Raw genomic sequence first — 19,809 nt, 5'->3', positions numbered from 1 at the left:
GTTTTGATAAAGGGCATTCCACGCGGCGACCCGTCATGGCCCCTCCGCGAACACGCTGTCGCGCTGCCCGTCGAACATGTCGAGCAGGTAACGCTCAAGCGGCTTTTCCGATGCGGTCTTCGGTATTTCCGGCACCACCTGCAACCAGGAGATGACGGAACTCGCTTCCAGCTTTGCGCGGCACGCACGGAATACCTGCTGCGGGTCGAAACCGGCTCGATCCTTGGGCACCACCGCCGCGACCACGTCTTTCTCGCCCGGCGCGCCTGAGGCGGCCTTCACGCCGTAGACGTAGACGTCCTCGACGAGACCCGACTCGGCGATCGCCTTCTCGATCGGCGCTGGATTGATGAACTCGCCGTTGTGACGTATGCCGCCACCCTTGCGATATTCGAAGAACAGCCAGCCGTTCTGGTCCTCCCGCACGACGTCGCCCATGTGCAGCCAGCCGTCCCTGCACTTCTTCTCCGATGCTTCCGGATTGCCGAAGTAGTCGACCTTGAACGGCGAGCCGTCGACCGGCCGGAACAGCAGTTCGCCGGGCACGCCGGGCGCACAGTCGTTGCCGTCGTCGTCGACGACGCGGTGCCTGAGAATCGGCGCCGGCTTGCCGATGCTGCCGATCGGACCGGCCCCTAGCGGCTTGACTGTGATGCCGCCTTCCGCGGCGCCGTAGAACTCGACGATCTGCACGCCGAAGCGCTTCTCGAACGCGCACCAGATCGCCGCCGGCATCCCCGCGGAAATCACGAAGCGCACCGGGTTGTCCGCGTCATCGGGCCGGTTCGGCTCGCTGTAGATCGCCGTGGTCATGCCGCCGAGCAGCGTGAACGTCGTACAGCGGTACTTGCGGGTGATGTCCCACAGGCGCGACTTCGTAAAGCGGCGCGACAGCACGGCGCGCATGCCGGCGCTAAGCGATGCGCCCAGCGTCAAGACCTGCGCGTTGGCATGCGTGAGCGACAGCCCTGAATACGGCCGGTCGCTGGGCGCGTAGCCAAAGAGCGCGGACACAGCCGCCGACGTCGCGCAATAGCGCTGGTGCGTCATCACGATGCCCTTCGGATCGCCGGTGGTGCCGGACGTGAAGATCAACTGCATCGCGCTGTCGGGATCGCGGGCCGCGATGGGCAACTCGGGCACGCATTCCGGCAGCAACGCGCGGTACGGCAACACGCCGGGGAAATCGGCAAGCGGCTTGGTGCCCTCGTCCGTTTCGAGCCCGATCACCCAGGACAACTGGGGAAGCACACCCCGTACGGCAAGCAGGTAACCGAGCGCATAGTCGGCAGCGATGACGCCGCGGCAGCGCGCGGTGTCGAGCATGAAGGCGAGCTTGTCGCCCCTCGTGCGCGGATCGATCGGCACGAACACCGTGCCTGAGATCGACGCCGCAACCATTGCGTCGACGAACTCCGCGTGATTGGCCATCAGCAACGCGAAGTGCTCGCCGGGCCGCAGGCCCTGATCGATCAGCACCTGCGCGAGCCGTTGGCCGTTTTCCCACAACTGCGCGTAGGTACGTACCTCGTCGGGGCGCACGCCAGCGCCTTCGACGGTCAGCACATCGAGATCCGGCGCGGTCTCGACGCGGTTGGCGATCAACGCTGCCAGCGTGGTTTCGGGTCTCGTGCTCATGGCACCCTGTCTCCTTGCAGATGCAGTTCGGTTTTGCTCGAAATCGAGTGCAGGATCGCTCGTAGCGTCACGGTTCGACCTCAACGTCCGAGAATCGTGATGCTGGCGACGGCCTCTTCCACGCCGCACAGTCCACCGCCGTTCTCGGCAATCGCAATGCGCGCGTCCTCGACCTGGCGAGCGCCCGCCTCGCCGCGCAACTGGGTCACCAGTTCGTAGAGCTGACCGAGACCTGTCGCGCCGATCGGATGCCCCTTCGATTCGAGGCCGCCGGAAGGATTGATCGGAATCCGCCCGCCGATCGCCGTATCGCCTCGTTCCGCGGCGACGCCGCCCATGCCCGCTTCGCACAACCCGAGCACTTCGGACTGGATGATTTCGCCGATCGCTGTCGCGTCGTGCACCTCGGCGACCGAGACATCCTGCGGCGCGATGCCGGCTTGCTCATAAGCGCGCGAGGAGCCCAGCCTGACAAGATGCCGGTCGAGCGCCGTAGCCGGCCGGTCGCTTCCCGTCTGCAGCACGGACGCCAGCACGCGGATGGCCCGCGAGCGCCGCCCGTTCAACAGCGCGAGACCGGCCTCGCTGCAGACGATGGCCGCCGCCGCGCCGTCGCTGACGGGCGAGCACATCGGCAGCGTGAGCGGATAAGTGATCGGCGGCGCGCCGAGAATCTCTTCGATCGAGTAAGCCTGCCGATACTGCGCGAGCGGATTGTGGACCGAGTGCCCGTGGTTCTTGGCGGATACAGCGGCGAACTGCCGCTGGGTCGTGCCGAACTCGCGCATGTGCATGCGACCCATCGATGCGTAGATGTCCATGAACACGCTGTACGGCTTCGTCGAGATGCTGCCGTCGGGCGGCTCGATGCCGGTACCCATCTCGAGCAGCCGGCGCTTGCCGTTCCCGGTGTCATGGACGTCCCAGGCGCCGTCGAATGCGCTGAAGGTGCGCGCCTTGTCTGTCGAGAACATCTTCTCCGCGCCCACGGCGAGCACGATGTCGGCGGCCCCGGCCCTGACGTAGTTCACCGCGAGGTGAAACGCGGTGCTCGCGCTCGCGCAAGCGTTCTCTACGTTGATCACCGCCACCTTCTCGATCCCCATCGCGCGCAGCGCCAGCTGGCCGCGGATCATGTGCTGGCCCTCCATGTGTCCCTGCGTGGAGTTGCCGAAGAACGCGCCCTGCACTTGCCCTTTGTCACAGCCTGCGTCGGCGAGCGCATCTTCCACGGCTGCGCGCGTGAGCTGCTTCACGCTCGTGTCCAGATGCTTGCCGAACGGCGTCATGCCGACGCCCGCGATATACACGTCATTGCCCATTTCTACTCTCCACCGCTGAAATGCTCGCGCCACGAACCGGTGACGCGCGCTGTCCGATTCGTTGTCAAACGCTCTTCACCTCGTAGGCGAGATAGCCTTCCTCCGCCTGGGCGGCGACGAGATTGCGTGCGCCGAAGGCCTGCGCCGGCGAGACGAAGCCGGTAGCGTGCAACTGCCCTCGCAGAACGCGGCGCACCGCTTCCGCGCCGAGCACGCCGGTTTGCGCATAGGGCGAATTGCCACGCAGAATCACGCTGACGGAATTCGTATTGCCCCGCCCCTGGCACGACAGCGTGCAACGGTTGACGTCGGGGTTTTCGCGCGCAGGCTCCACCTGCGTGACGGCCTTGCCCCACTCGTTGGTAACTTCTTCCTGGCTGGCGGGGTCGAGATGCCGGCACTCCTCCTCGAACTTCTTCAACAGACCGAGCACCGCGTTGAAGCGCTCCTGATTCCGGAACGAAACGAGCGTCTGGCAATTGCGCACGCGCGGATCGTCTTCGTACCAGACCGGCTCGCCGCCGCCGCTCCAGGGCAACGCGTTGAGCAGCATGTGCTCGCCCGGCACATGCACCTGATACGGTGTCGCCCACGGCCACTGCACCAGTTCGTTGTTGCGCAGGTGGAACTGCGGCTTCGTGCACATACGCAGAAACGACATCGTCGACGCGACGCTGACCTCCGAATCCCCGAGATAGAGCACGTCGAGCGTGTCGATGCCCGGCGTCTCCAGCGCGATCTCCGCCGCGAGATTGCCTTCGGTCCACATGTACGAGTTGCCTGGACACAGCGCCAGATCGCGGCCGGCAAAAGCCTTTCCGTACGTGTGCTTCAGCAGGGACATCCAGTCGGTCTCGCCGGTGGTGTCGAAGTAATGGCAACCGGCCGTGAGGCACGCCTCGACGACAGGGCGGCCGAGCTGCATGAACGGCCCGACGATGTTGACGACAGCCTTCCTGCCCTTGAACAGTTCGGTGAGCGCGCCTGTTTCATGCTCGACCGCCACGCACTGATAGTCGTGTCCGGCAAGTTCAGGCACCTTCGCCATTTCCTCTTCCAGCCGCGCCTTGCTGCGCCCCGCGGCGATGAACGGGATGCCGCGCTCGGCGAGCTTCCACGCTGTGAGCTTGCCCGTGTAGCCACTCGCTCCATAGAGGACCACTTCGTATGCCGTTGCCATTTCGTCTCCTTCAGGTTGTCGTCGGATTGCGCGAGCGCCTGGTGCCGTTCACAGCAGTTCAGGGTCGATCAGGTAATAGCCGCCTTTGATCGCCAGGACTTCGTTGCAACCGTCCTCGATCAGCGACGCGCGTGCGTCGCGCCAGATCTTCTCGATCGGATACTCGCGCGTGAGGCCATTGCCGCAGAAGATCTGCAGCGCGTCGTTGGCGACTTCGAACGCGGTCTGGGTCGCGGTGATCTTCGCCGTCATCGCCGCGTGCAGCGACGGCTGCGGTGCGGTGAAGTTGTAGTGCACGATCCGCTGCGCGATTGCGCGGGCCGCTTCGACTTTGCGGAACATGTGAAAGAGCCGCGACGCGACCGACTGATGCCGGATGATCGGCAGGCCACCCTGCTTGCGCTCGTGCGCGTAAGCGAGCGCAAGCTCGAAAGCCGCTCGTGCGGTGCCGGTAAACACGGTGGCCATGATCGCGTTGGCGAACGTATGGATTGCGTAGACCGCGTCGAGGTACTGGTCGGGCCCGGCGAGGATATGCTCCTTCGACAGCGTGACGTTCTCGAAGAAGAGTTCGCCCTGGTTGAGGGCGCGCTGGCCGACCTTGTCGAGCGGCTTGCCGCGCGACACCCCTTTGGCGTCGAGCGGCACGATCACCACCGCGCCGCGCTTCGTGTCAGCGCCGCTGCCGCTGTCCGCCGCGCAATAGAGAATGCACACGTCGGCGACGATACCGTTCGACACCCAGGCCGACTTCTGCCCGTTGATGATCACCGCGTCGCCGCGCAGCGTCGCGACGCAGTTGGGCCGGCCGTACCCGCCCTGCGGATGAAAGATCATGCCGTTCGCGTCCAGCATGTCGGAGCCGTGATCGGGTTCTGTGATCGCCCAGCAGCCGAGCTTCGCATCCGGTGCGAGCGCGCGGCAAAACGGGTTGCCGAACGCCGCGCTCATCAGCGCGGGCAACAGGCCGGCGCCGTACGAGACCGCAAGTCCGGAATCGCCCCAGCCGAGCTCTTCGAACAGGATGCTCATGGTCATCGCCCGTTCGGCCGGTTCGAGCTCGAGCAGTTCATCGACGCCGAAACCCAGTTCGACGAACTTCTCGCGCGCGTCCCAGTAGGGCGAGCCTTGTGCGATCGCCGCTTCGGGCGTCAGCCGATCGAGCTTGACGCCGATCGGGCGCATCACTTCTTCCGCGTAACGATGGACGGTCTGCTGGACCATCTGGCTCATTTCCGACAATGCCGGCTGCGCACCGAGCGGTCCCAGTTTGTGCGCTGCAATGTGATTCGATGCGGTTGACATGTCTCCTCCATGGAGGTGGTTGGGCGTATCATCTCGTGAGCAACGCGCCGGTACTGGTCGCGCCCAGCGAGGTGTCCAGACATCACCGGCCGGCGCGCTGCACTGTTGCCCGGCTGACTGAACTTCGATCTCCTCGATGGAATTCATGGTGTCTCAGCGCGACGCCGCGCAATATCCCCCGTACAGGGGAGCGCGACTACATGGACGGGGGTGGCAGCCAGGGTCAACCCGAACACCTGGAGCAGCCGATGCATGCGACTGAAGTGATGCCCCCGAAGCGGCCCCCTCTGCTTCTCGCTACCAAGGTGTTTCCGCCGCGGCTGCCCACCGGGCTGATCGACCGCCCGCGGCTGATCAGTCTTGCCGAGCAGGCCGAAAGCAAACGGCTCACGGTGATCAAGGCGCCCGCCGGCTTCGGCAAGACCTCGCTCGCGCTCACCTGGCTCAACCGGCTGCGAGCGGACCGCGCGCAAGTCGCGTGGCTGTCTCTCGATACCGAGGACGACGAACCTGCGCGTTTCCTTCATCATCTGGCGCAGGCGTTGCAGCATGCCTGCGACGAGGTCGGCGCTGCCGCGATCGGTCTGATGGCCGAGGCCTCGCTGGTTCCGGCGCACGCCGTCGTGTCGACGCTGATCAACGAGCTCGTCGACGTCGACGACGAGGTCTATCTCTTCCTCGACGACTATCACCTGCTCAGCCTTGCGGCGATTCACGACGCGATGTCGTTCTTCATCGAGAACGCACCGTCACATGTGCATGTGGTGATCTGTACCCGCACCGATCCCGCGCTGCCGCTTGCCCGGCTGCGAGCCCGCAACGATCTGCTGGAAATCGACGCGTCGACGCTGCGCTTCAACTTCGACGAAACACGCAGCTTTGTCGAACACGAATGCCCGGGCAAAGTGCGCGCTTCCAGCGTCAAATCGCTGTTTGCCAGCACCGAAGGCTGGGCCGCGGCGCTGCGCATTTCCACGTCGGTGCTGTCGCGCGAGGAAAGCAGGCCGGGTTGGGAGTTGACCGCGCCATCCGGCGCGTCCCGGCCGTTCGCCGCTTATCTGGAGGACATGCTCAAGCGCTTGCCCGTCGAGATGGTCGAGTTCATGTTGCGCACGTCGATACTCGATCGGCTGACGGCGTCGCTGTGCGAGGCGGTAACAGGCATCGAGGCGAGCCAGAGCATGCTGGAAGCCATCGCCGCACGCCAGTTGCTGCTCGAACCGATGGATGTGGAAGGACACTGGTTCCGCTATCACCATTTGATGGGCGAGTACCTGCGTCTGCGGCTGGAAACGCAGTCGCGCGATGAAGTGCCGGACCTGCATCGCCGCGCGTGCCAGTGGTACGCCGGGCAGGCGCGTTGGACAGACGCTGTCAAACACGCGATCGCCGCAGGCGCCACGGAAGACGCCATCGCGTTGATGGGCCATTGCGCGATGGCGCTCGTCACGAAAGGCGACCTGCTCACGCTGCTCGGCTGGCAACGCCAGTTCCCCGCGCACCTGATGCGGGCCCAGGTGAAGGTCACGCTGGCGATCGCCTGGGGAATGGCGCTCGCGATGCGTTTCAACGATGCGCTCACGATGCTGGACGCGATCGAGCATGACGCCGCCAATGGCACGGGCCCGGAACCCGACGACATCCGCTGGGAATGTCAGGCAATCCGTTCGGTCGTGGCAGCGCTGCAGGACGATCCGCAACGGGCGCTCGTGATTGCACAGGCCTGTCTCGACCGGCCGTCGACCGATATCTGGACCACCAACGTGGTATCCAATGTCGTGCGCTTCGGACACTGGAAAGCAGGCAACCTCGACGCGCTTTACGCAACGCCCTGGATCCCCTATTCGATCGAGGAAGACCGGCGCAACGTGTTCTCTTCGGTCTACCGGCTGTGCCTGCTTGGCCACGCGGAAATGCAGCAGATGCACTTCGTGCTGGCCGAGCGGTATTTCACGGAGTCGATGCGGCTCGCCGAACATTACGCCGGCCCTCAGTCCATCTCCGTCGCGCTCTGCGCGCCGATGCTCGGACATATCCGCTATGAACAAGGCCAGCTGGACGAGGCCGAAGCGCTGGTCGCCGACCTGATGCCAGTCGTCGACGTCGCGGTCATGCTGGATAGCGTGTTGATCGCCTATCGGCTGCTCGTGCGGATCGCCGCCGCGCGTTCAAACGCCGCCCAGGCCTATACGTTGCTCGACCAGGCCCAGGCGCTGGGCTATGCGCGCCGCTGGGACAGACTGACCGCTGCCGCCCTCGTCGAGCGCACACGGCTCTATCTCGCGGAAGGGCGGATCGCAGAAGCCTCCGCGTGCGTCGCGCAGCTCGATCAGCTCGCGGCTCCCAAGCGCGCCCCGGCGCAGTCTGTCTCACCGGAGATCGAAACCTACCGCGCGCTTGGGACGGCCTTTCTGGCGCTCGCGCAGAACCGGACCCAGGACGCCGCCGAGTCGCTGGGCGCCGCGCTGCACAGCGTCGAACGCCGGCATGGCGACTACCTCGCATTACGTTTGCGAACCGTGCTCGCGCTCGTCTGGCTGTCCGCGAACGAACGCAGCCGGGCCGTCGAGATCTTTCGTGAAGTCCTGAGCGTCGCCGCGCGCGCGGGCATCTACCGGTCGATTCTCGACCAGGGGCCGGAAATCGGCGCGCTGCTGCAAGCCGTTCGCGAAGAGACACGGTGCACGGCGCAGACGAAGGAGACGGTGGCTTACATCGATCGCCTGCTCGACGGCTGGCGGGCGCTGTACCAGCCCGGCAGCAAGCCTGAGCGCGACGCCGAGCGGGAATCGCTAAGCGCAAGGGAGCGCAACATCGTCGAGTTGATCGCGCAGGGGCAGTCGAACAAGGAAATCGCGCGTACCCTCGGGATTGCGCCTGAAACCGTCAAGTCCCACGTGAAGAGCATCTTCGTGAAGCTGGCCGTCGATAAGCGCGCTCAAGCGGTGGCGCGTGCGCAGGCGCTGGGGCTGGTTGGGCAGGCCTAGCCCCGCGCGACGGCGAGCGTGGCCGCATGAAGCAACACGCCCGCGAGGCCGCCCACGAGCGTGCCATTGATGCGGATGTATTGCAGGTCGCGGCCGATCTCCGCTTCGATCTTCCGGCTGACTTCTTCGGCGTTCCAGCTCGTCACGACCTCGGTGATCAGCGCCGACAACTGGCGCCGAAAGCGCACCACCAGCAACTGGGCGAGTTCCAGCCACCACGCATTCAGCTTGCGTTGCATCGCGGGCTCGCTTCTTATGCCTTTGCCGAGCGACACCAGCACGCTCGCGGCCACGCCGCGCAAGACCGAATGCTCGCGATCAAGGTCGGCCGCCACGCGCGCGCGCACGTAATCCAGCAACACGCGATAGTAGTCGCCGTCCCGCAGATGCCGGATGCAATCGCGCATTAACGATTTGCCAAAGCGGCGATGCACAGCGGATGTCTGCAATTGAACGATCACATCCTGCACAGCCTCGTCGAACTGGCGGCGCAGTTCATGATCCGGGCTCGCGACGACCTCACGCAGCAGCGCAATAATTCCTTCGACGAATTTGTTGACGATATAGGCGTCAAGCGGCGCGGGCGTGTACCTCGACGCCGCGCTGAATTTGGCCTTGATCAGGTCCACGTTGGCCGTAAGCCACTTCTCCAGCGCCGCGAATCCGCGATCCAGCAGTGGCTGATGCCGGTCACGCTCCGTCAGGACTTTCAGGAGGCCGCCGGCTGCGCGCGACACGTCGAGCGTGCGCAGTTGCGGTATCACCAGGCGGTCGAAGCATCGCCCGACGTCCGCGTCGTCGATCCCGTTCAGCCATCCCGGCAACGTGCCGGCAACCGCCTCGGCGATGGCTTCGCTGTTTGCCGGTTCGGCGAGCCACCCGGCCAGCGCTTGCGCAGCGTTATGCCCGCTCAGCCGGCCGACGATGAGTTCCGGAGTGAGGAAATTTTCTTCGACGAAGCTGCCAAGACTCTCGGCGATACGCTGCTGGTTTTGCGCAATGATGGCCGTATGCGGGATCCGCAGACCGAACGGATGCCGGAACAATGCGACCACCGCGTACCAGTCCGCGATCGCGCCGACCGCGCCGGCTTCCGCAAACGCCCGCACCCAGGCGAGCCACGGATAGCTGGCCTGCCATGCGACGCACGTGAGCAGCAGCGCGATCGTGACCGCGAGCAGACACGTCGCCGTCCGCCTCATGCGTTTCAGGCGAATTGCCTTGTGCGCCTGCGGCACCTCGGCTGCCGCGCGCGCGAGGCTATCGTCGCCGCCGGTCAAAAAGCTCAAACCGCCTCCTGGCGAAGAAATCTGCGCACGACGGGCGCGACGTCTTTCGCGCGCGTGATCAGAAACAGATGTCCGTCATCGACCACATAGAGCGTCGCGTTGCGAATCCGGGCCGCGAGAATCTTCGCGTTGGTCAGGGGCACGATGGGATCGTCGTTGCCGTGCATGACGAGCGTTCTCTGGCGCAAGGCGCCGAGCCAGGGCAGGCTGCTCCAGCCCGACGCAGCCAGCAGTTGATAGAGGTAGCCACGGCCGCGCGGCGCCTGAATGTGGCGGCTATGCTCCACGAGCAGCGCCGGATCGCTCCGGTAGGCGCCTCCGTATATTTCCGCCCCTACCTGTTGAAGGTAGGCCGGATCGGTATAACGGCGCGGCCCGATCAACTTCGACAGCACCGAGAGTTTTGCCGGCATCATGATGACGCCGGGCGATGTTGCCGCGAGAATCAGTCTGCGGCAGCGCACCGGATAGAGGTGTGCGAATTGCTGCGCAAGCGCGCCGCCCCACGACACACCGAGCACATCGACCGGTCCGTCATGACCCAGTCGCGACAGCAGCTTGTCGCTCAGCACGCACAGCGTCGAGAAGCGATATGGCACGACCGGCGCGGGCGAGCCGCCGACACCCGGGATGTCGAAGATGATGACGCTCACATCTTCCAGCGCCGCGACGAATGGCTCCACGAGCTCGAGATTGGCCCCAATGCCGTTGAAAATGAGCAATGGCGGAGAAGCGTCGCTGCCCTGCCGGACAGCGACTCGCAGCAACTGGCCGTCCAGATCGACCGTCTGGATCTGCATGCCGGTGACAGACTCGGGGCTAATAGTCATTTCTCCCATCCGGAAAACGTCGCGACATGACACTTCGGGCAAGACGCTGCATCGGCAGCGTCGGGGTTTCGCATCGCAGTGCCGCACTACTTTTTGGGTTGCAGCAGCACCTTCAACTCTTCGACGTGCTCCGCGACACGTTTGGTGACCACCGCGACACTGTCGGACTGGGCCCGGTAAGCCGTATCCGCGAGTTCCTGCATATCCACCAGCGCCTTATGCAACGCCTGTTGAACCACTTCGCCCGTGTTCGCAGCAGGCTGGCCGCCCGACGCGGCGAGCCGCCCGACGAGCGACTGCAACTCGGTCATCGTCGTGCGCAGGATCTCCGACTGCTTGTGAACGAGCGACTGCATGCCTGCGAGCGCGGTCGTGTTGGCCTGCGCCAAAGCGTCGATGTCCTTGCGGCGCGCCTCGAGGATGGCGGCAACGTCGATGCCCGGCAGTTTGAACTGGCCGATCACCTTCGCGTATTCAGCAAAAAGACTGTTGGGACTGGTTGATTCCATGATCGATTCTCCAGAGAAACTGCGTTGAAATAATGTTGGCCATTGCACGATTGCACGGCCAATGGGGTCCGTCATGCTTGCGTGACGTAGGTGCCAGGCGCCGTTGTGCCCGACGGATACCGTTCATTGCCGAGCGACGCCGGCGCGGCTTGCCGTTCGCCCGAACGGGCGGCCAGCCAGTCTCGCCAGTTGCTCCACCACGTGTCCTTTTCGGTCTGCGCAGCGGCGAGCCACGCGTCGGCATTCGCCGGCAGTTCCGGATTGACGAAGAACTTCGCCTTCGGATTGCCCGGCGGATTGATCAGGCTCTGAATATGGCCGCTCGAACTCAGCACGAACCGCGTGTTGCCGCCGAAGCTTCGCGCCGTGTTGTAGACGCCCTTCCACGGCGTGATGTGATCCGTCATGCCGGCCACCACGTACTTGTCGCACGTCACCTCCGACAGGTCGATCGGTGTACCCAGCACCGTCAGCGCGCGAGGCTTGCTGAACAGGTTGCCCGTGAAGATATCGAGCAGTTGCCCGTGCAGCTTCGCCGGCAAGCGGGTCGTATCGTTGTTCCAGTAGAGGATGTCGAAGGCCGGCGGCGTCTTGCCCAACAGGTAGTTGTTGACCCAGTAGCTCCACACCAGATCGTTGGGGCGCAGCCAGGCGAACACGCGGCCCATCTCCTCGCCGGCGAGCACGCCTCTCGCGGTGCTGTTCTGCTTGGCCGCCGCAATCGCTTCCGGCGTGGCGAAGAGGCCGAGTTGCGACTGGGCCGTGTTGTCCAGCACCGCGACCATCAGCGTGGCAGCGTTGACGGTCTTTTCGCCGCGGCTCGCGAGGTGGCCGAGCAGCGCCGAGATGGTCATCGCGCCGGAGCAGGCGCCGTGCAGGTTCACATCGTCGCTGCCGGTGATGTTCTGTATCGCCGCGATCGCTTCGATGAGCGCGGAGACGTAGGTGTCCATGTCCCAGTCGCGCTGCGCCGCGGTGGGATTGCGCCAGCTCACGACGAACACCTGGAACTCGTTCTTCACCAGATAATTGACGATGCTCTTCCCTTCGGACAGGTCGAACACGTAGAACTTGTTGATCTGCGGCGGCACGATCAGCTGCGGGCGGCCATACACCTGCTCCGTCGCCGGGGCGTACTGGATCAGCTCAAGTACCTCGTTGCGAAACACCACCGCGCCCGGCGAGGTGCCGAGGTTCTTCCCGACCTCGAACGCCGTCCTGTCGACCTGCTCGGGCATGCCCTGGTTCTTCAGCACGTCCATCAAGTAGTTCCTGAATCCGCCAAGCAGGCTCGCGCCGCCCGATTCGACGATCTTTTTGAGCGCCGCCGGATTGCCGAGCAGCGTGTTCGTCGGCGACAGGGCATCCGTGAAGAGCGACATCACGAACTGCGCGCGTTCCTTGCTCTTCGGGTCCAGCGACGAACGATCGACGAACCCCGTGAGCGCGTTGCGCCACGCGAAATAGCCTTGCAGCGTCATGCGATACCACGTGTTGTCCTGCCATGCAGGATCGGCGAAGCGCTTGTCGCCCTGCGGCGGCGCGCACGCCGCGCTGCCGGACAGCACGGCAAGCAGCTCGCGAGTCAGCGCCGCTTCCTGCTCGGCGACCAGCACGGGTTGCCGCAATGCCTGTGCACCGATCTGCTGTGCGGTGGCAAGGATGTCGCATGGACGCAGCCCGACGAACGGGTTGGGGCCAAGCATGCCTTCCGCGGCGGATGCCGCGAGATCGTCGGTCTGGTTGCCTGGCAGCGAATTTTCAGTGGTTACTGCCATTTTGCTGCTCCTCAAACGACTTCTTCATCTTCGGCAAACGGCCCGGGTCATGCCACCAGCATCGCCAACGTCTCCGCGATCAGGGCCGGCTTGTCCTCGCCTTCGATCTGCAGCTCGTTCATCGTCTTGACGATGGTGCGGCCACCGCCTTTTCTCTCCACCGACACCAGGGTCACACGGTTACGCACCCGGGCCCCGGCTTTGACCGGCGTCATGAAGCGCACCTTGTCCAGCCCATAATTCAGGCCGGCCGATGCGTCTTCGGGAATGAGGCCGATCTCGATCGCGAGCGCCGCCAGCAAAGACAGCGTCAGATAGCCATGCGCGATCGTGCCGCCGAAGGGGCTCTCGCGTCTGGCGCGCTCCGCGTCCACGTGAATCCACTGCTTGTCGCCCGTGCATTGCGCGAAGGCGTCGATGCGTTGCTGGTCGACGACGACCCAATCCGACAGACCCAGCTCGCGGCCCACGAAGTCGTCGATCGTGGCGATGCTGTATTCCTTGATGCTCATCGTGCCTTCTCCTCGTGACCGGTCAGGCGAACTGTTCGCGCAACCACTTCTTGTTCATCTTGCCGACGCTCGTCTTCTCCAGCGCATCGACGAACTTGACGATCTGCGGCACCGCGTACTTCGAAATCCGTCCAGTCGCGCTGAACGTCATCACATGCTGTTTGATGTCGTCCGCGGTGGCTGCCGCGCCGGCCTGGAGCACCACCAATGCGACGGGCCGCTCGCCCCACTTGTCGTCCTTGATGCCGATCACCGCGACTTCGGCGACGCCCGGATACAACGAAATCAGGCTTTCGATTTCAAGCGACGAGATCCACTCGCCGCCCGACTTGATCACGTCCTTGATGCGGTCCGTGATCTGCAGATTGCCGGTCGTGTCGATATTGGCGATGTCCTGCGTATGCAGATAGCCGCCGTCCCAAAGCTGCGCGGACGCCTCGGCGTTGTTCAGATAGCCTTGGGTCAGCCACGGCGCGCGCACGACGACCTCGCCGTATGCCTTGCCGTCGTGCGCAACGTCTTCCATGTTCTCGTTGACGATGCGCAGATCGACGAGCGGAATCGGCAGACCGGTTTTGCAGCGCAAGCGCACCTGTTCGTCGAGCTCGAGCGCCTCGTTGCCGGGCTTGAGCTGCGCGAGGCTCAGCACGGGGCACGTCTCGGACATGCCATAGCCGGCGAAAATATCGACGCCGCGTTCGAGCGCGGCGCGCGCGAGGCCGTGCGGCAAGGCGCCGCCGCCAATCACGATCTTCCATTTGCTGAAGTCGGCCGACTTCGCCTCGGCACAGCCAAGCAGCATGTGCAGGATCGTGCTCACGCAATGCGAGAACGTGACGCCTTCGTCGCGTATCAGTTGCACCAGCCGTTCCGGCATATAGCGGCCCGGATAGACCTGCTTCACACCCAGCACCGTGGCGATGTAGGGCATGCCCCAGGCGTGCACATGGAACATCGGCGTGAGCGGCATGTACACGTCGCCGCGGTGAAAACGCTGGCCCTCCACCGGGCTCGACAGCGCCGCCATCACGGTGATCGTGTGCAGCACGAGTTGCCGGTGGGAAAAATAGACGCCCTTCGGCAAGCCGGTGGTGCCCGTCGTGTAGAACGTCGTGGCCCGCGTGTTCTCGTCGAAATCCGGAAACGCGTAGCTCGCGGCGCTCCCGGCGAGCATGGTTTCGTATTCAGTCGCGAACGGGATGGTGTGTGCGCATGCGTCGCTACCCGCCTCGTCGATCCAGACAAATGTGCGTACCGTTTCCAGTTGGTCCTTGATCGCCTCGATCACCGGCAGAAAATCGGTGTGCACGAGCAGTATTTCCGCGCCGGCATGGTTGATCGTATAAGCGATCTCCGCCTGCGAGAGCCGCACGTTGACCGTCTGCAGCACGGCGCCCATCATCGGGACCGCGAAGTAGCACTCGAGATAGCGGTGACTGTCCCAGTCCATCACGGCAACTGTACTGCCGTGGCGCGCGCCGAGCCGGCTCAGGCCATTGGCGAGCCGCGCAATGCGTTCGTGCAGCGTGGCATAGGTCATGCGCAACTGACCGCGGTAGACGATTTCCTGGTCCGGTGCCTGAACGAATGGCGTATGCAGCAGTTGCTTGATCAGCAGCGGATACGCATAGGCCGTGGGCGTCGGGTCTTGCACGTCGTCCTGCATGTACATCTCCTTGAGTCCAAAAATGGATCGCGGGCTGACACAGGTTCGTCGTCGCGTAGCGCGGACGGTGGCATCCCGAGTGATGCCATCATCGGTGCGATCAAGGGGCGGGACCATCCCCTGAACGGGGGAGCGGCGCGGGTGACGCCAAAGAGGGGGATTCGGGAAACCGGCGTGGCGGGACGGGGGCCGCCGCGAGACCGGCTGGTGCTTGGGCTGGTGCTTGGGCCGGTGCTTGGGCTGGTGCCTGGGCTGGTGCTTGGGCTGGTGCCTGGGCCTGGGCCTGGGCTTGGGTTCGGGCTTCGGCTGGATCGCTCAGCGCGGTTTGAGTTCGACCGGCGCATCGGCGCGATAGGTACGCGGCAGAGGCGGTCCAACTTCGCGCCACCCGATAGGAAAGGCGCCTTCCGCTTTCCCCGCGTTCAGAGCCGTATAGATCGCTTCGAGCTTAGGCGCCACCGCTTCCCAGTCGTCGAGCGCCGCCTGCAACGTACGTGCAACCGGAGTTTGTGAAGGATCACTGCCCGGCAGGTTGCGGCATCACGAGTTGTCCGAATTCGCCGTTCTGGAAAGCTCTGATCCGATCTTCAAGTTGCTCGCGGGTGTTCATGACAAGCGGCCCGTGTTTGGCAATCGGTTCGTTCAACGCCGGACCGGAAAGAACGACAAAGTGGCAGCCTTCGTCAGAGACGAACCGAATCGCTACCGCGCTCTCCACAGCGCCGTTGTCCAAAGCCACACCCACTGCCTCTCCGGCCATCAGCTGTCGCACCCCGCTCCCGACCTCGATCCGTAACGCTCCCGACACGGCGTAAATCATTCCGTTCCAGCCGCGCAACAGCTCATGGCTGGATGCAGATGAACGTGAAAGGAAGGCGTCCAGCAACGTGAATGGTTCAGGTAGTTGTACAGAGTGGGCGGCGCTCACGCCATTGCTGCTGCCCGAAACCACTCGCACACGAACACCGGGAGCCTTGAACTCCGGGATGTCATGCGGCTCCACATGAACGACATAGGGAGCGTCAAATTTCCTGCTGGCCGGCAGATTCACGAAGATCTGCAGCGCGTGAACGTGCTGCGCCTCGCCCTCAGGCTGCTCGGTATGCACTGCCCCGCGGCCGGCGGCAAACCAATGCAACGCACCCGGACTGATGGGGCCCTGGTTGCCCAGCGAATCGTAATTGACATGCGCCCCTATCGCGTCCTCGAACACGTAGGTCACTGCCGAAATTCCCGCATGCGGATGCGCCGCAAAGGTTGGACCGGTCATGTGAAAATGATCGAGCATGACAACGGGATCGATCAATCCGTCGAACGATCGCTCGTCGAAGCGCTTTGCCCAAAACGCTTCGCCAATGGTCAGATCGTGACCGGCGACGACATGCGACACGCGCATGAACTTGTCCATGGTGATACTCCGTCTTACCGTAGCTTTCAGCCCCGAAGCCATCCAGGCACGTAGGCCCGGACGGCTTCGGGGTTGTTCGGACGAGGACGCTGTCCGCCCTCGCCGACTCGAGTTGTTGCGTCACTTGCTTGCAGCGTTCTTGAACTGCCACACCAGGTTGGCAAACGGCATATCGAGATCGGCATACACTTGCTGAGCCTTCGGATCGTCGTTGCCATGCAGCATTTCCACACCTGCCGTGGCGTAGTCGGTAACCGGGATGCCGGCACCCGCCAGGCGCTGCAGCCCCACAGTGCGCTTGGCATCGCTAAACGTACCCGACGCGTCGAGCACCACACGGGAGTCGTAGCCTGCGGCCTTGAGCGTCAGCGCCGGGAACGTGGCACAGACCTCCAGCGAAACGCCGGCGATCAGAATCTGTTTGCGGCCAGTCTTCTCGATGGCGGCCCGGACATTCGGATCATCCCAGGCGTTGATCGAGGTCCGGCTGATCACCGGGACGCCCGGAAGCGCGGCAGTCAGTTCAGGGATGGTGGGACCCCACATGCCGTCGGGCATCGTGGCGGTGACAATGACCGGGATACCGAGCGTCTTCGCGGCTTTGGCCAAGGCCACCACGTTATGCTTGAGCTGACCGACATCGATGTCGCGCACGCCGGTGAACAAGCCAACCTGATGGTCAACCAACACCAGCACCGTGTTGTCTCGCGACAGCAACGAGTACGGAGCACCCGAAGGAGCGACCGCATTCGTCGCAGGCGCAGCGCCGGCCGCTTGGGCCGTAGCAGCGGAGGTGGTGACGATAGCCAAAGGAAGCACCGCAGCTTTCAGGAGAGAATGGATTTTCATGATCTTTATCGACGTTGACATTTGGATACGGCATCGGCGTATGGACGCCTCCGCCGGACTGTCCGGTGCACATCTGCCCCGGTTGAGATGAATCATATTTACGCAACGACAAACGATAAATATGGTATTTCTCAACCTATCGTTGCTCACTGGAAACGATAGGTAAGCCAACCCAAGGACACCTGGACGTCGGATGAAACCTGCATCTCTTGACCTGAACGATCTCTATCTTTTTGCTCAGGTGATCGAGCATCACGGTTTTACCGCCGCAGGAGAGGTGCTCGGCGTGAGCAAATCCCATCTCTCCCGACGGATCACCGATCTGGAAGCCAACCTCGGCGTTCGACTGCTTCAACGAACCTCACGCCGACTGAGCTTGACCGACGCCGGCCAGGAGCTTTACGCGCATTGCCGAGCCATGATTTCCGAAGCGCAAGCCGGTGAAGAAGCGGTTCGGCGTCGGACGGCCGAGCCCACGGGGCTGGTGCGGGCTAGCATGCCCGTCGCGATTACAGACATCGTGCTGGCCAAATTGCTGCCCCGCTTCATGTTGCGCTACCCCAAGGTCCGACTGGCGATCGAGGCAAGTAACCGGCAAGTTGACCTTGTCGAAGAACATGTCGATGTGGTGGTACGTGGTCTGGGTTTTGAAGTGGAGTCTTCCAGCCTGGTCCAGGCCCCGCTGTGCAGTGTGCGTTGGGGGTTGGTGGCCAGCCCCGTGTATCTGGCGGAAACCGGGATGATTGGCGAACCGGACGCGCTACCCCACGGCGATCTGTTGATCAACGCGTCCATCCATGAGCCGGCGACCGTACTGCGCCTGATCGGCGCAAATGGCGAGGTTGCCGTACGGACTATTCAACCCCGCCTGCAGAGCGACAATATCGCGGCGCTGAAGGAAGCCGCGTTGGCTGGAATGGGCATCGCGGGCCTGCCTCTCTATGCATGCGCGCGTGAGATCGAAATGGGGACTTTGTGCGTCGTACTGCCGGAGTGGCGCCCCAGGGAGGGGCGATTGGCGGTGCTGTTCCCGACGCGCCGCGGAATGATGCCTGCGGTACGCGCCCTGGTCGACTTCCTGAAGGACGAATTGCCGCCCCTGCTGGGTTAATACCGGCGCGTCACTTTCCCTTGCGAGGCGCAGCGGTCGACCCTCTGACGATCAGTTTGGGTGGCAGCACGACGTTACGCACCGGCTGCTCGCGTACGTCAATTGCCTGTTGGAGAAGATCGGCCGCCTGGCGCCCCATCTCCTGATGGCTGATGCGGATGGTCGTTAGAGGCGGTTCGACCATGTCCACAAGCGGCATATCGTTGTGCCCGACCACGGACATGTAGCGAGGGCATTGCAGTCCCCTTTCGCGCAATGCGTCGTATACACCAAGCGCCAGCAAATCGTTGGCAGCGACGATCGCGGTCACTTCCGGGTGTGCACTCAGCAACCGCCGCATTGCTTCCGCCCCGTGTTCCCGGGTATAGGCCGCGGCTACCTCGCATGGCGCACCATTGCCGTCCAGACCGTGTGATGCGAGTGCCTGCACGAAACCTTTACGCCTCAGAAAGCCCGTCGAGTTGTCCGGGGGACCGGCAATATGGCCGATCTTCACATGCCTCAATTCCACCAGGTGGTCAACGGCCAATTGGGCGCCAAGCAGTTCATCCGAAACGACAGCCGACAATCTCGCGTCGTCCTCCGCCCGGTTCACCAGCACCGTAGGCACCCCTCTTTCGATGCAGAACGACGCCAGCGGATCGTGGCGTGTCACCGTGGCGAGGATAAGCCCGTCGACTCGCCGCGCGATGAGGCCGTGTGCAAATTCCAGTTGGGCCTCGCTGTCGGAATCGACGTACGCGACGATCGCGAAGTACCCGTGTGCGGCAAGGCGCTCCGTCGCGCCCGCCAGGATCGGGGTAAATACGCTCGTGGCGATCTGTGGAACCAGAATGCCGACAAGTTTGGAGCGCCCGGTTCGCAGACTTGCCGCCACGGGATCCAACCGGTACCCGAGCTTGCTAGCGGCCTTCATGACTCGCGCCACGGCCTCGGGCACGACAACAGAACGCGTTGCAGGATTCAATGCACGCGATACCGTTGAAACGTGGACGCCGGCGAGTTCGGCGACCTGTTTCATGGTTACCGGCCGCCGGTTGGCAGGTTGAGTTGTTTTCTCTTTCACGACAAGCCTGCTTTGGTTCAGTCTGGAATATGGCCGGATCGGTCCCGTGCGTGGACAAGCCACAAAAACGGGCTGTGCTGGCGGGAATGGTCAACACGTGCACGGGCGTGGGCGCGCACTTCGTTACAATCGATTGTATCAATCACGCCCGGAAAGGCAAACAACCTGAGGGTCGGTCACCCCGCAATCTGCAGAAATACGGGGGTGCCTCCCATCCTGACGAAGTCGGCAAAGGCAAATCAGCCGCGACCGCCACACCGGTCGCCAGGGAATCCATACTCTCGGCTTGCATTCTGCAATCGATTGCAGTACATTCAACCCAGAAGCCGACAGCGCCACATGCGCCGCGCGCCATTCGC

16 protein-coding genes are annotated in these 19,809 nt (G+C 63.7%); 2 read left to right on the top strand and 14 right to left on the bottom strand.

The genetic code is table 11. The features are described 5' to 3' along the window. Positions 1 to 33 precede the first annotated feature (33 nt). From AC3WOG_RS08690 to AC3WOG_RS08675, 4 genes are all read right to left on the bottom strand, one after another. Positions 34 to 1,638: an AMP-binding protein gene (locus AC3WOG_RS08690; protein WP_492577600.1), complete on the bottom strand. Its 1,605-nt coding sequence runs from the start codon at positions 1,636 to 1,638 to the stop codon at positions 34 to 36. Between the two features lie 80 nt (positions 1,639 to 1,718). Then, positions 1,719 to 2,960: a thiolase family protein gene (locus AC3WOG_RS08685; RefSeq protein ID WP_492577599.1), complete on the bottom strand. Its 1,242-nt coding sequence runs from the start codon at positions 2,958 to 2,960 to the stop codon at positions 1,719 to 1,721. 64 nt (positions 2,961 to 3,024) lie between these two features. After that, the gene (locus AC3WOG_RS08680; RefSeq protein WP_492577598.1) at positions 3,025 to 4,140 is read right to left on the bottom strand and encodes a saccharopine dehydrogenase family protein; all 1,116 of its coding nucleotides are present in this window, start codon (positions 4,138 to 4,140) and stop codon (positions 3,025 to 3,027) included. 48 nt (positions 4,141 to 4,188) lie between these two features. Next, positions 4,189 to 5,445, bottom strand: coding sequence for an acyl-CoA dehydrogenase family protein (locus AC3WOG_RS08675; protein ID WP_492577597.1), 1,257 nt, complete (start codon positions 5,443 to 5,445; stop codon positions 4,189 to 4,191). A gap of 248 nt (positions 5,446 to 5,693) precedes the next feature. Between AC3WOG_RS08675 and AC3WOG_RS08670 the strand changes: the two genes are divergently transcribed. Next, positions 5,694 to 8,432, top strand: a complete 2,739-nt coding sequence (locus tag AC3WOG_RS08670; RefSeq protein WP_492577596.1) for a winged helix-turn-helix domain-containing protein — start codon at positions 5,694 to 5,696, stop codon at positions 8,430 to 8,432. On the opposite strand, the gene AC3WOG_RS08665 is transcribed toward AC3WOG_RS08670, so the two are convergent. The 9 genes from AC3WOG_RS08665 to AC3WOG_RS08625 form a co-directional block, all read right to left on the bottom strand. Next, positions 8,429 to 9,721: a DUF445 domain-containing protein gene (locus tag AC3WOG_RS08665; protein ID WP_492577595.1), complete on the bottom strand. Its 1,293-nt coding sequence runs from the start codon at positions 9,719 to 9,721 to the stop codon at positions 8,429 to 8,431. The two genes, AC3WOG_RS08670 and AC3WOG_RS08665, sit on opposite strands and share 4 nt — an antisense overlap. Further along, the gene (gene phaZ, locus AC3WOG_RS08660) at positions 9,718 to 10,551 is read right to left on the bottom strand and encodes a poly(3-hydroxyalkanoate) depolymerase (protein ID WP_492577594.1); all 834 of its coding nucleotides are present in this window, start codon (positions 10,549 to 10,551) and stop codon (positions 9,718 to 9,720) included. The genes AC3WOG_RS08665 and phaZ overlap by 4 nt, the downstream gene beginning before the upstream one ends. An 86-nt stretch (positions 10,552 to 10,637) precedes the next feature. After that, positions 10,638 to 11,060, bottom strand: coding sequence for a phasin family protein (locus AC3WOG_RS08655; RefSeq protein ID WP_492577593.1), 423 nt, complete (start codon positions 11,058 to 11,060; stop codon positions 10,638 to 10,640). Between the two features lie 71 nt (positions 11,061 to 11,131). Beyond that, complete coding sequence (locus tag AC3WOG_RS08650; protein ID WP_492577591.1) at positions 11,132 to 12,838, bottom strand: alpha/beta fold hydrolase; 1,707 nt, start codon at positions 12,836 to 12,838, stop codon at positions 11,132 to 11,134. A 47-nt stretch (positions 12,839 to 12,885) separates the two neighbouring features. Then, entirely contained in the window at positions 12,886 to 13,350 is a 465-nt protein-coding gene (locus tag AC3WOG_RS08645; RefSeq protein WP_492577590.1) for a MaoC family dehydratase, read from the bottom strand. Between the two features lie 22 nt (positions 13,351 to 13,372). Next, complete coding sequence (locus tag AC3WOG_RS08640; RefSeq protein ID WP_492577589.1) at positions 13,373 to 15,016, bottom strand: fatty acid--CoA ligase; 1,644 nt, start codon at positions 15,014 to 15,016, stop codon at positions 13,373 to 13,375. Between the two features lie 315 nt (positions 15,017 to 15,331). After that, positions 15,332 to 15,547, bottom strand: a complete 216-nt coding sequence (locus AC3WOG_RS08635) for a hypothetical protein (RefSeq protein ID WP_492579742.1) — start codon at positions 15,545 to 15,547, stop codon at positions 15,332 to 15,334. Beyond that, positions 15,534 to 16,424, bottom strand: coding sequence for a pirin family protein (locus AC3WOG_RS08630; RefSeq protein ID WP_492577588.1), 891 nt, complete (start codon positions 16,422 to 16,424; stop codon positions 15,534 to 15,536). Before AC3WOG_RS08630 ends, AC3WOG_RS08635 begins: the two co-directional genes overlap by 14 nt. A gap of 120 nt (positions 16,425 to 16,544) precedes the next feature. Continuing rightward, positions 16,545 to 17,273: an isochorismatase family protein gene (locus AC3WOG_RS08625; RefSeq protein WP_492577587.1), complete on the bottom strand. Its 729-nt coding sequence runs from the start codon at positions 17,271 to 17,273 to the stop codon at positions 16,545 to 16,547. A 193-nt stretch (positions 17,274 to 17,466) separates the two neighbouring features. On the opposite strand from AC3WOG_RS08625, the gene AC3WOG_RS08620 reads away from it, so the two are divergent. Continuing rightward, positions 17,467 to 18,384: a LysR substrate-binding domain-containing protein gene (locus tag AC3WOG_RS08620; RefSeq protein ID WP_492577586.1), complete on the top strand. Its 918-nt coding sequence runs from the start codon at positions 17,467 to 17,469 to the stop codon at positions 18,382 to 18,384. A 10-nt stretch (positions 18,385 to 18,394) separates the two neighbouring features. Here the strand turns inward: AC3WOG_RS08620 and AC3WOG_RS08615 are convergent, their stop codons facing one another. Then, positions 18,395 to 19,450, bottom strand: a complete 1,056-nt coding sequence (locus AC3WOG_RS08615) for a LacI family DNA-binding transcriptional regulator (protein WP_492577585.1) — start codon at positions 19,448 to 19,450, stop codon at positions 18,395 to 18,397. Positions 19,451 to 19,809: the final 359 nt, after the last annotated feature.

This window comes from Paraburkholderia sp. FW306-02-B, from assembly GCF_058782725.1.
The sequence above is the reverse complement of the archived record's forward strand: the minus strand, read 5'-3'. Positions and strand labels throughout refer to the sequence as shown.

Excerpts from the sequence above, each read along its gene's own strand:
- AC3WOG_RS08690 (WP_492577600.1), bottom strand. The coding sequence starts at position 1,638 with ATGAGCACGAGACCCGAAACCACGCTGGCAGCGTTGATCGCCAACCGC.
- AC3WOG_RS08685 (WP_492577599.1), bottom strand. The coding sequence starts at position 2,960 with ATGGGCAATGACGTGTATATCGCGGGCGTCGGCATGACGCCGTTCGGC.
- AC3WOG_RS08680 (WP_492577598.1), bottom strand. The coding sequence starts at position 4,140 with ATGGCAACGGCATACGAAGTGGTCCTCTATGGAGCGAGTGGCTACACG.
- AC3WOG_RS08675 (WP_492577597.1), bottom strand. The coding sequence starts at position 5,445 with ATGTCAACCGCATCGAATCACATTGCAGCGCACAAACTGGGACCGCTC.
- AC3WOG_RS08670 (WP_492577596.1), top strand. The coding sequence starts at position 5,694 with ATGCATGCGACTGAAGTGATGCCCCCGAAGCGGCCCCCTCTGCTTCTC.
- phaZ (WP_492577594.1), bottom strand. The coding sequence starts at position 10,551 with ATGACTATTAGCCCCGAGTCTGTCACCGGCATGCAGATCCAGACGGTC.
- AC3WOG_RS08655 (WP_492577593.1), bottom strand. The coding sequence starts at position 11,060 with ATGGAATCAACCAGTCCCAACAGTCTTTTTGCTGAATACGCGAAGGTG.
- AC3WOG_RS08650 (WP_492577591.1), bottom strand. The coding sequence starts at position 12,838 with ATGGCAGTAACCACTGAAAATTCGCTGCCAGGCAACCAGACCGACGAT.
- AC3WOG_RS08645 (WP_492577590.1), bottom strand. The coding sequence starts at position 13,350 with ATGAGCATCAAGGAATACAGCATCGCCACGATCGACGACTTCGTGGGC.
- AC3WOG_RS08640 (WP_492577589.1), bottom strand. The coding sequence starts at position 15,016 with ATGCAGGACGACGTGCAAGACCCGACGCCCACGGCCTATGCGTATCCG.
- AC3WOG_RS08630 (WP_492577588.1), bottom strand. The coding sequence starts at position 16,424 with ATGGACAAGTTCATGCGCGTGTCGCATGTCGTCGCCGGTCACGATCTG.
- AC3WOG_RS08625 (WP_492577587.1), bottom strand. The coding sequence starts at position 17,273 with ATGAAAATCCATTCTCTCCTGAAAGCTGCGGTGCTTCCTTTGGCTATC.
- AC3WOG_RS08620 (WP_492577586.1), top strand. The coding sequence starts at position 17,467 with ATGAAACCTGCATCTCTTGACCTGAACGATCTCTATCTTTTTGCTCAG.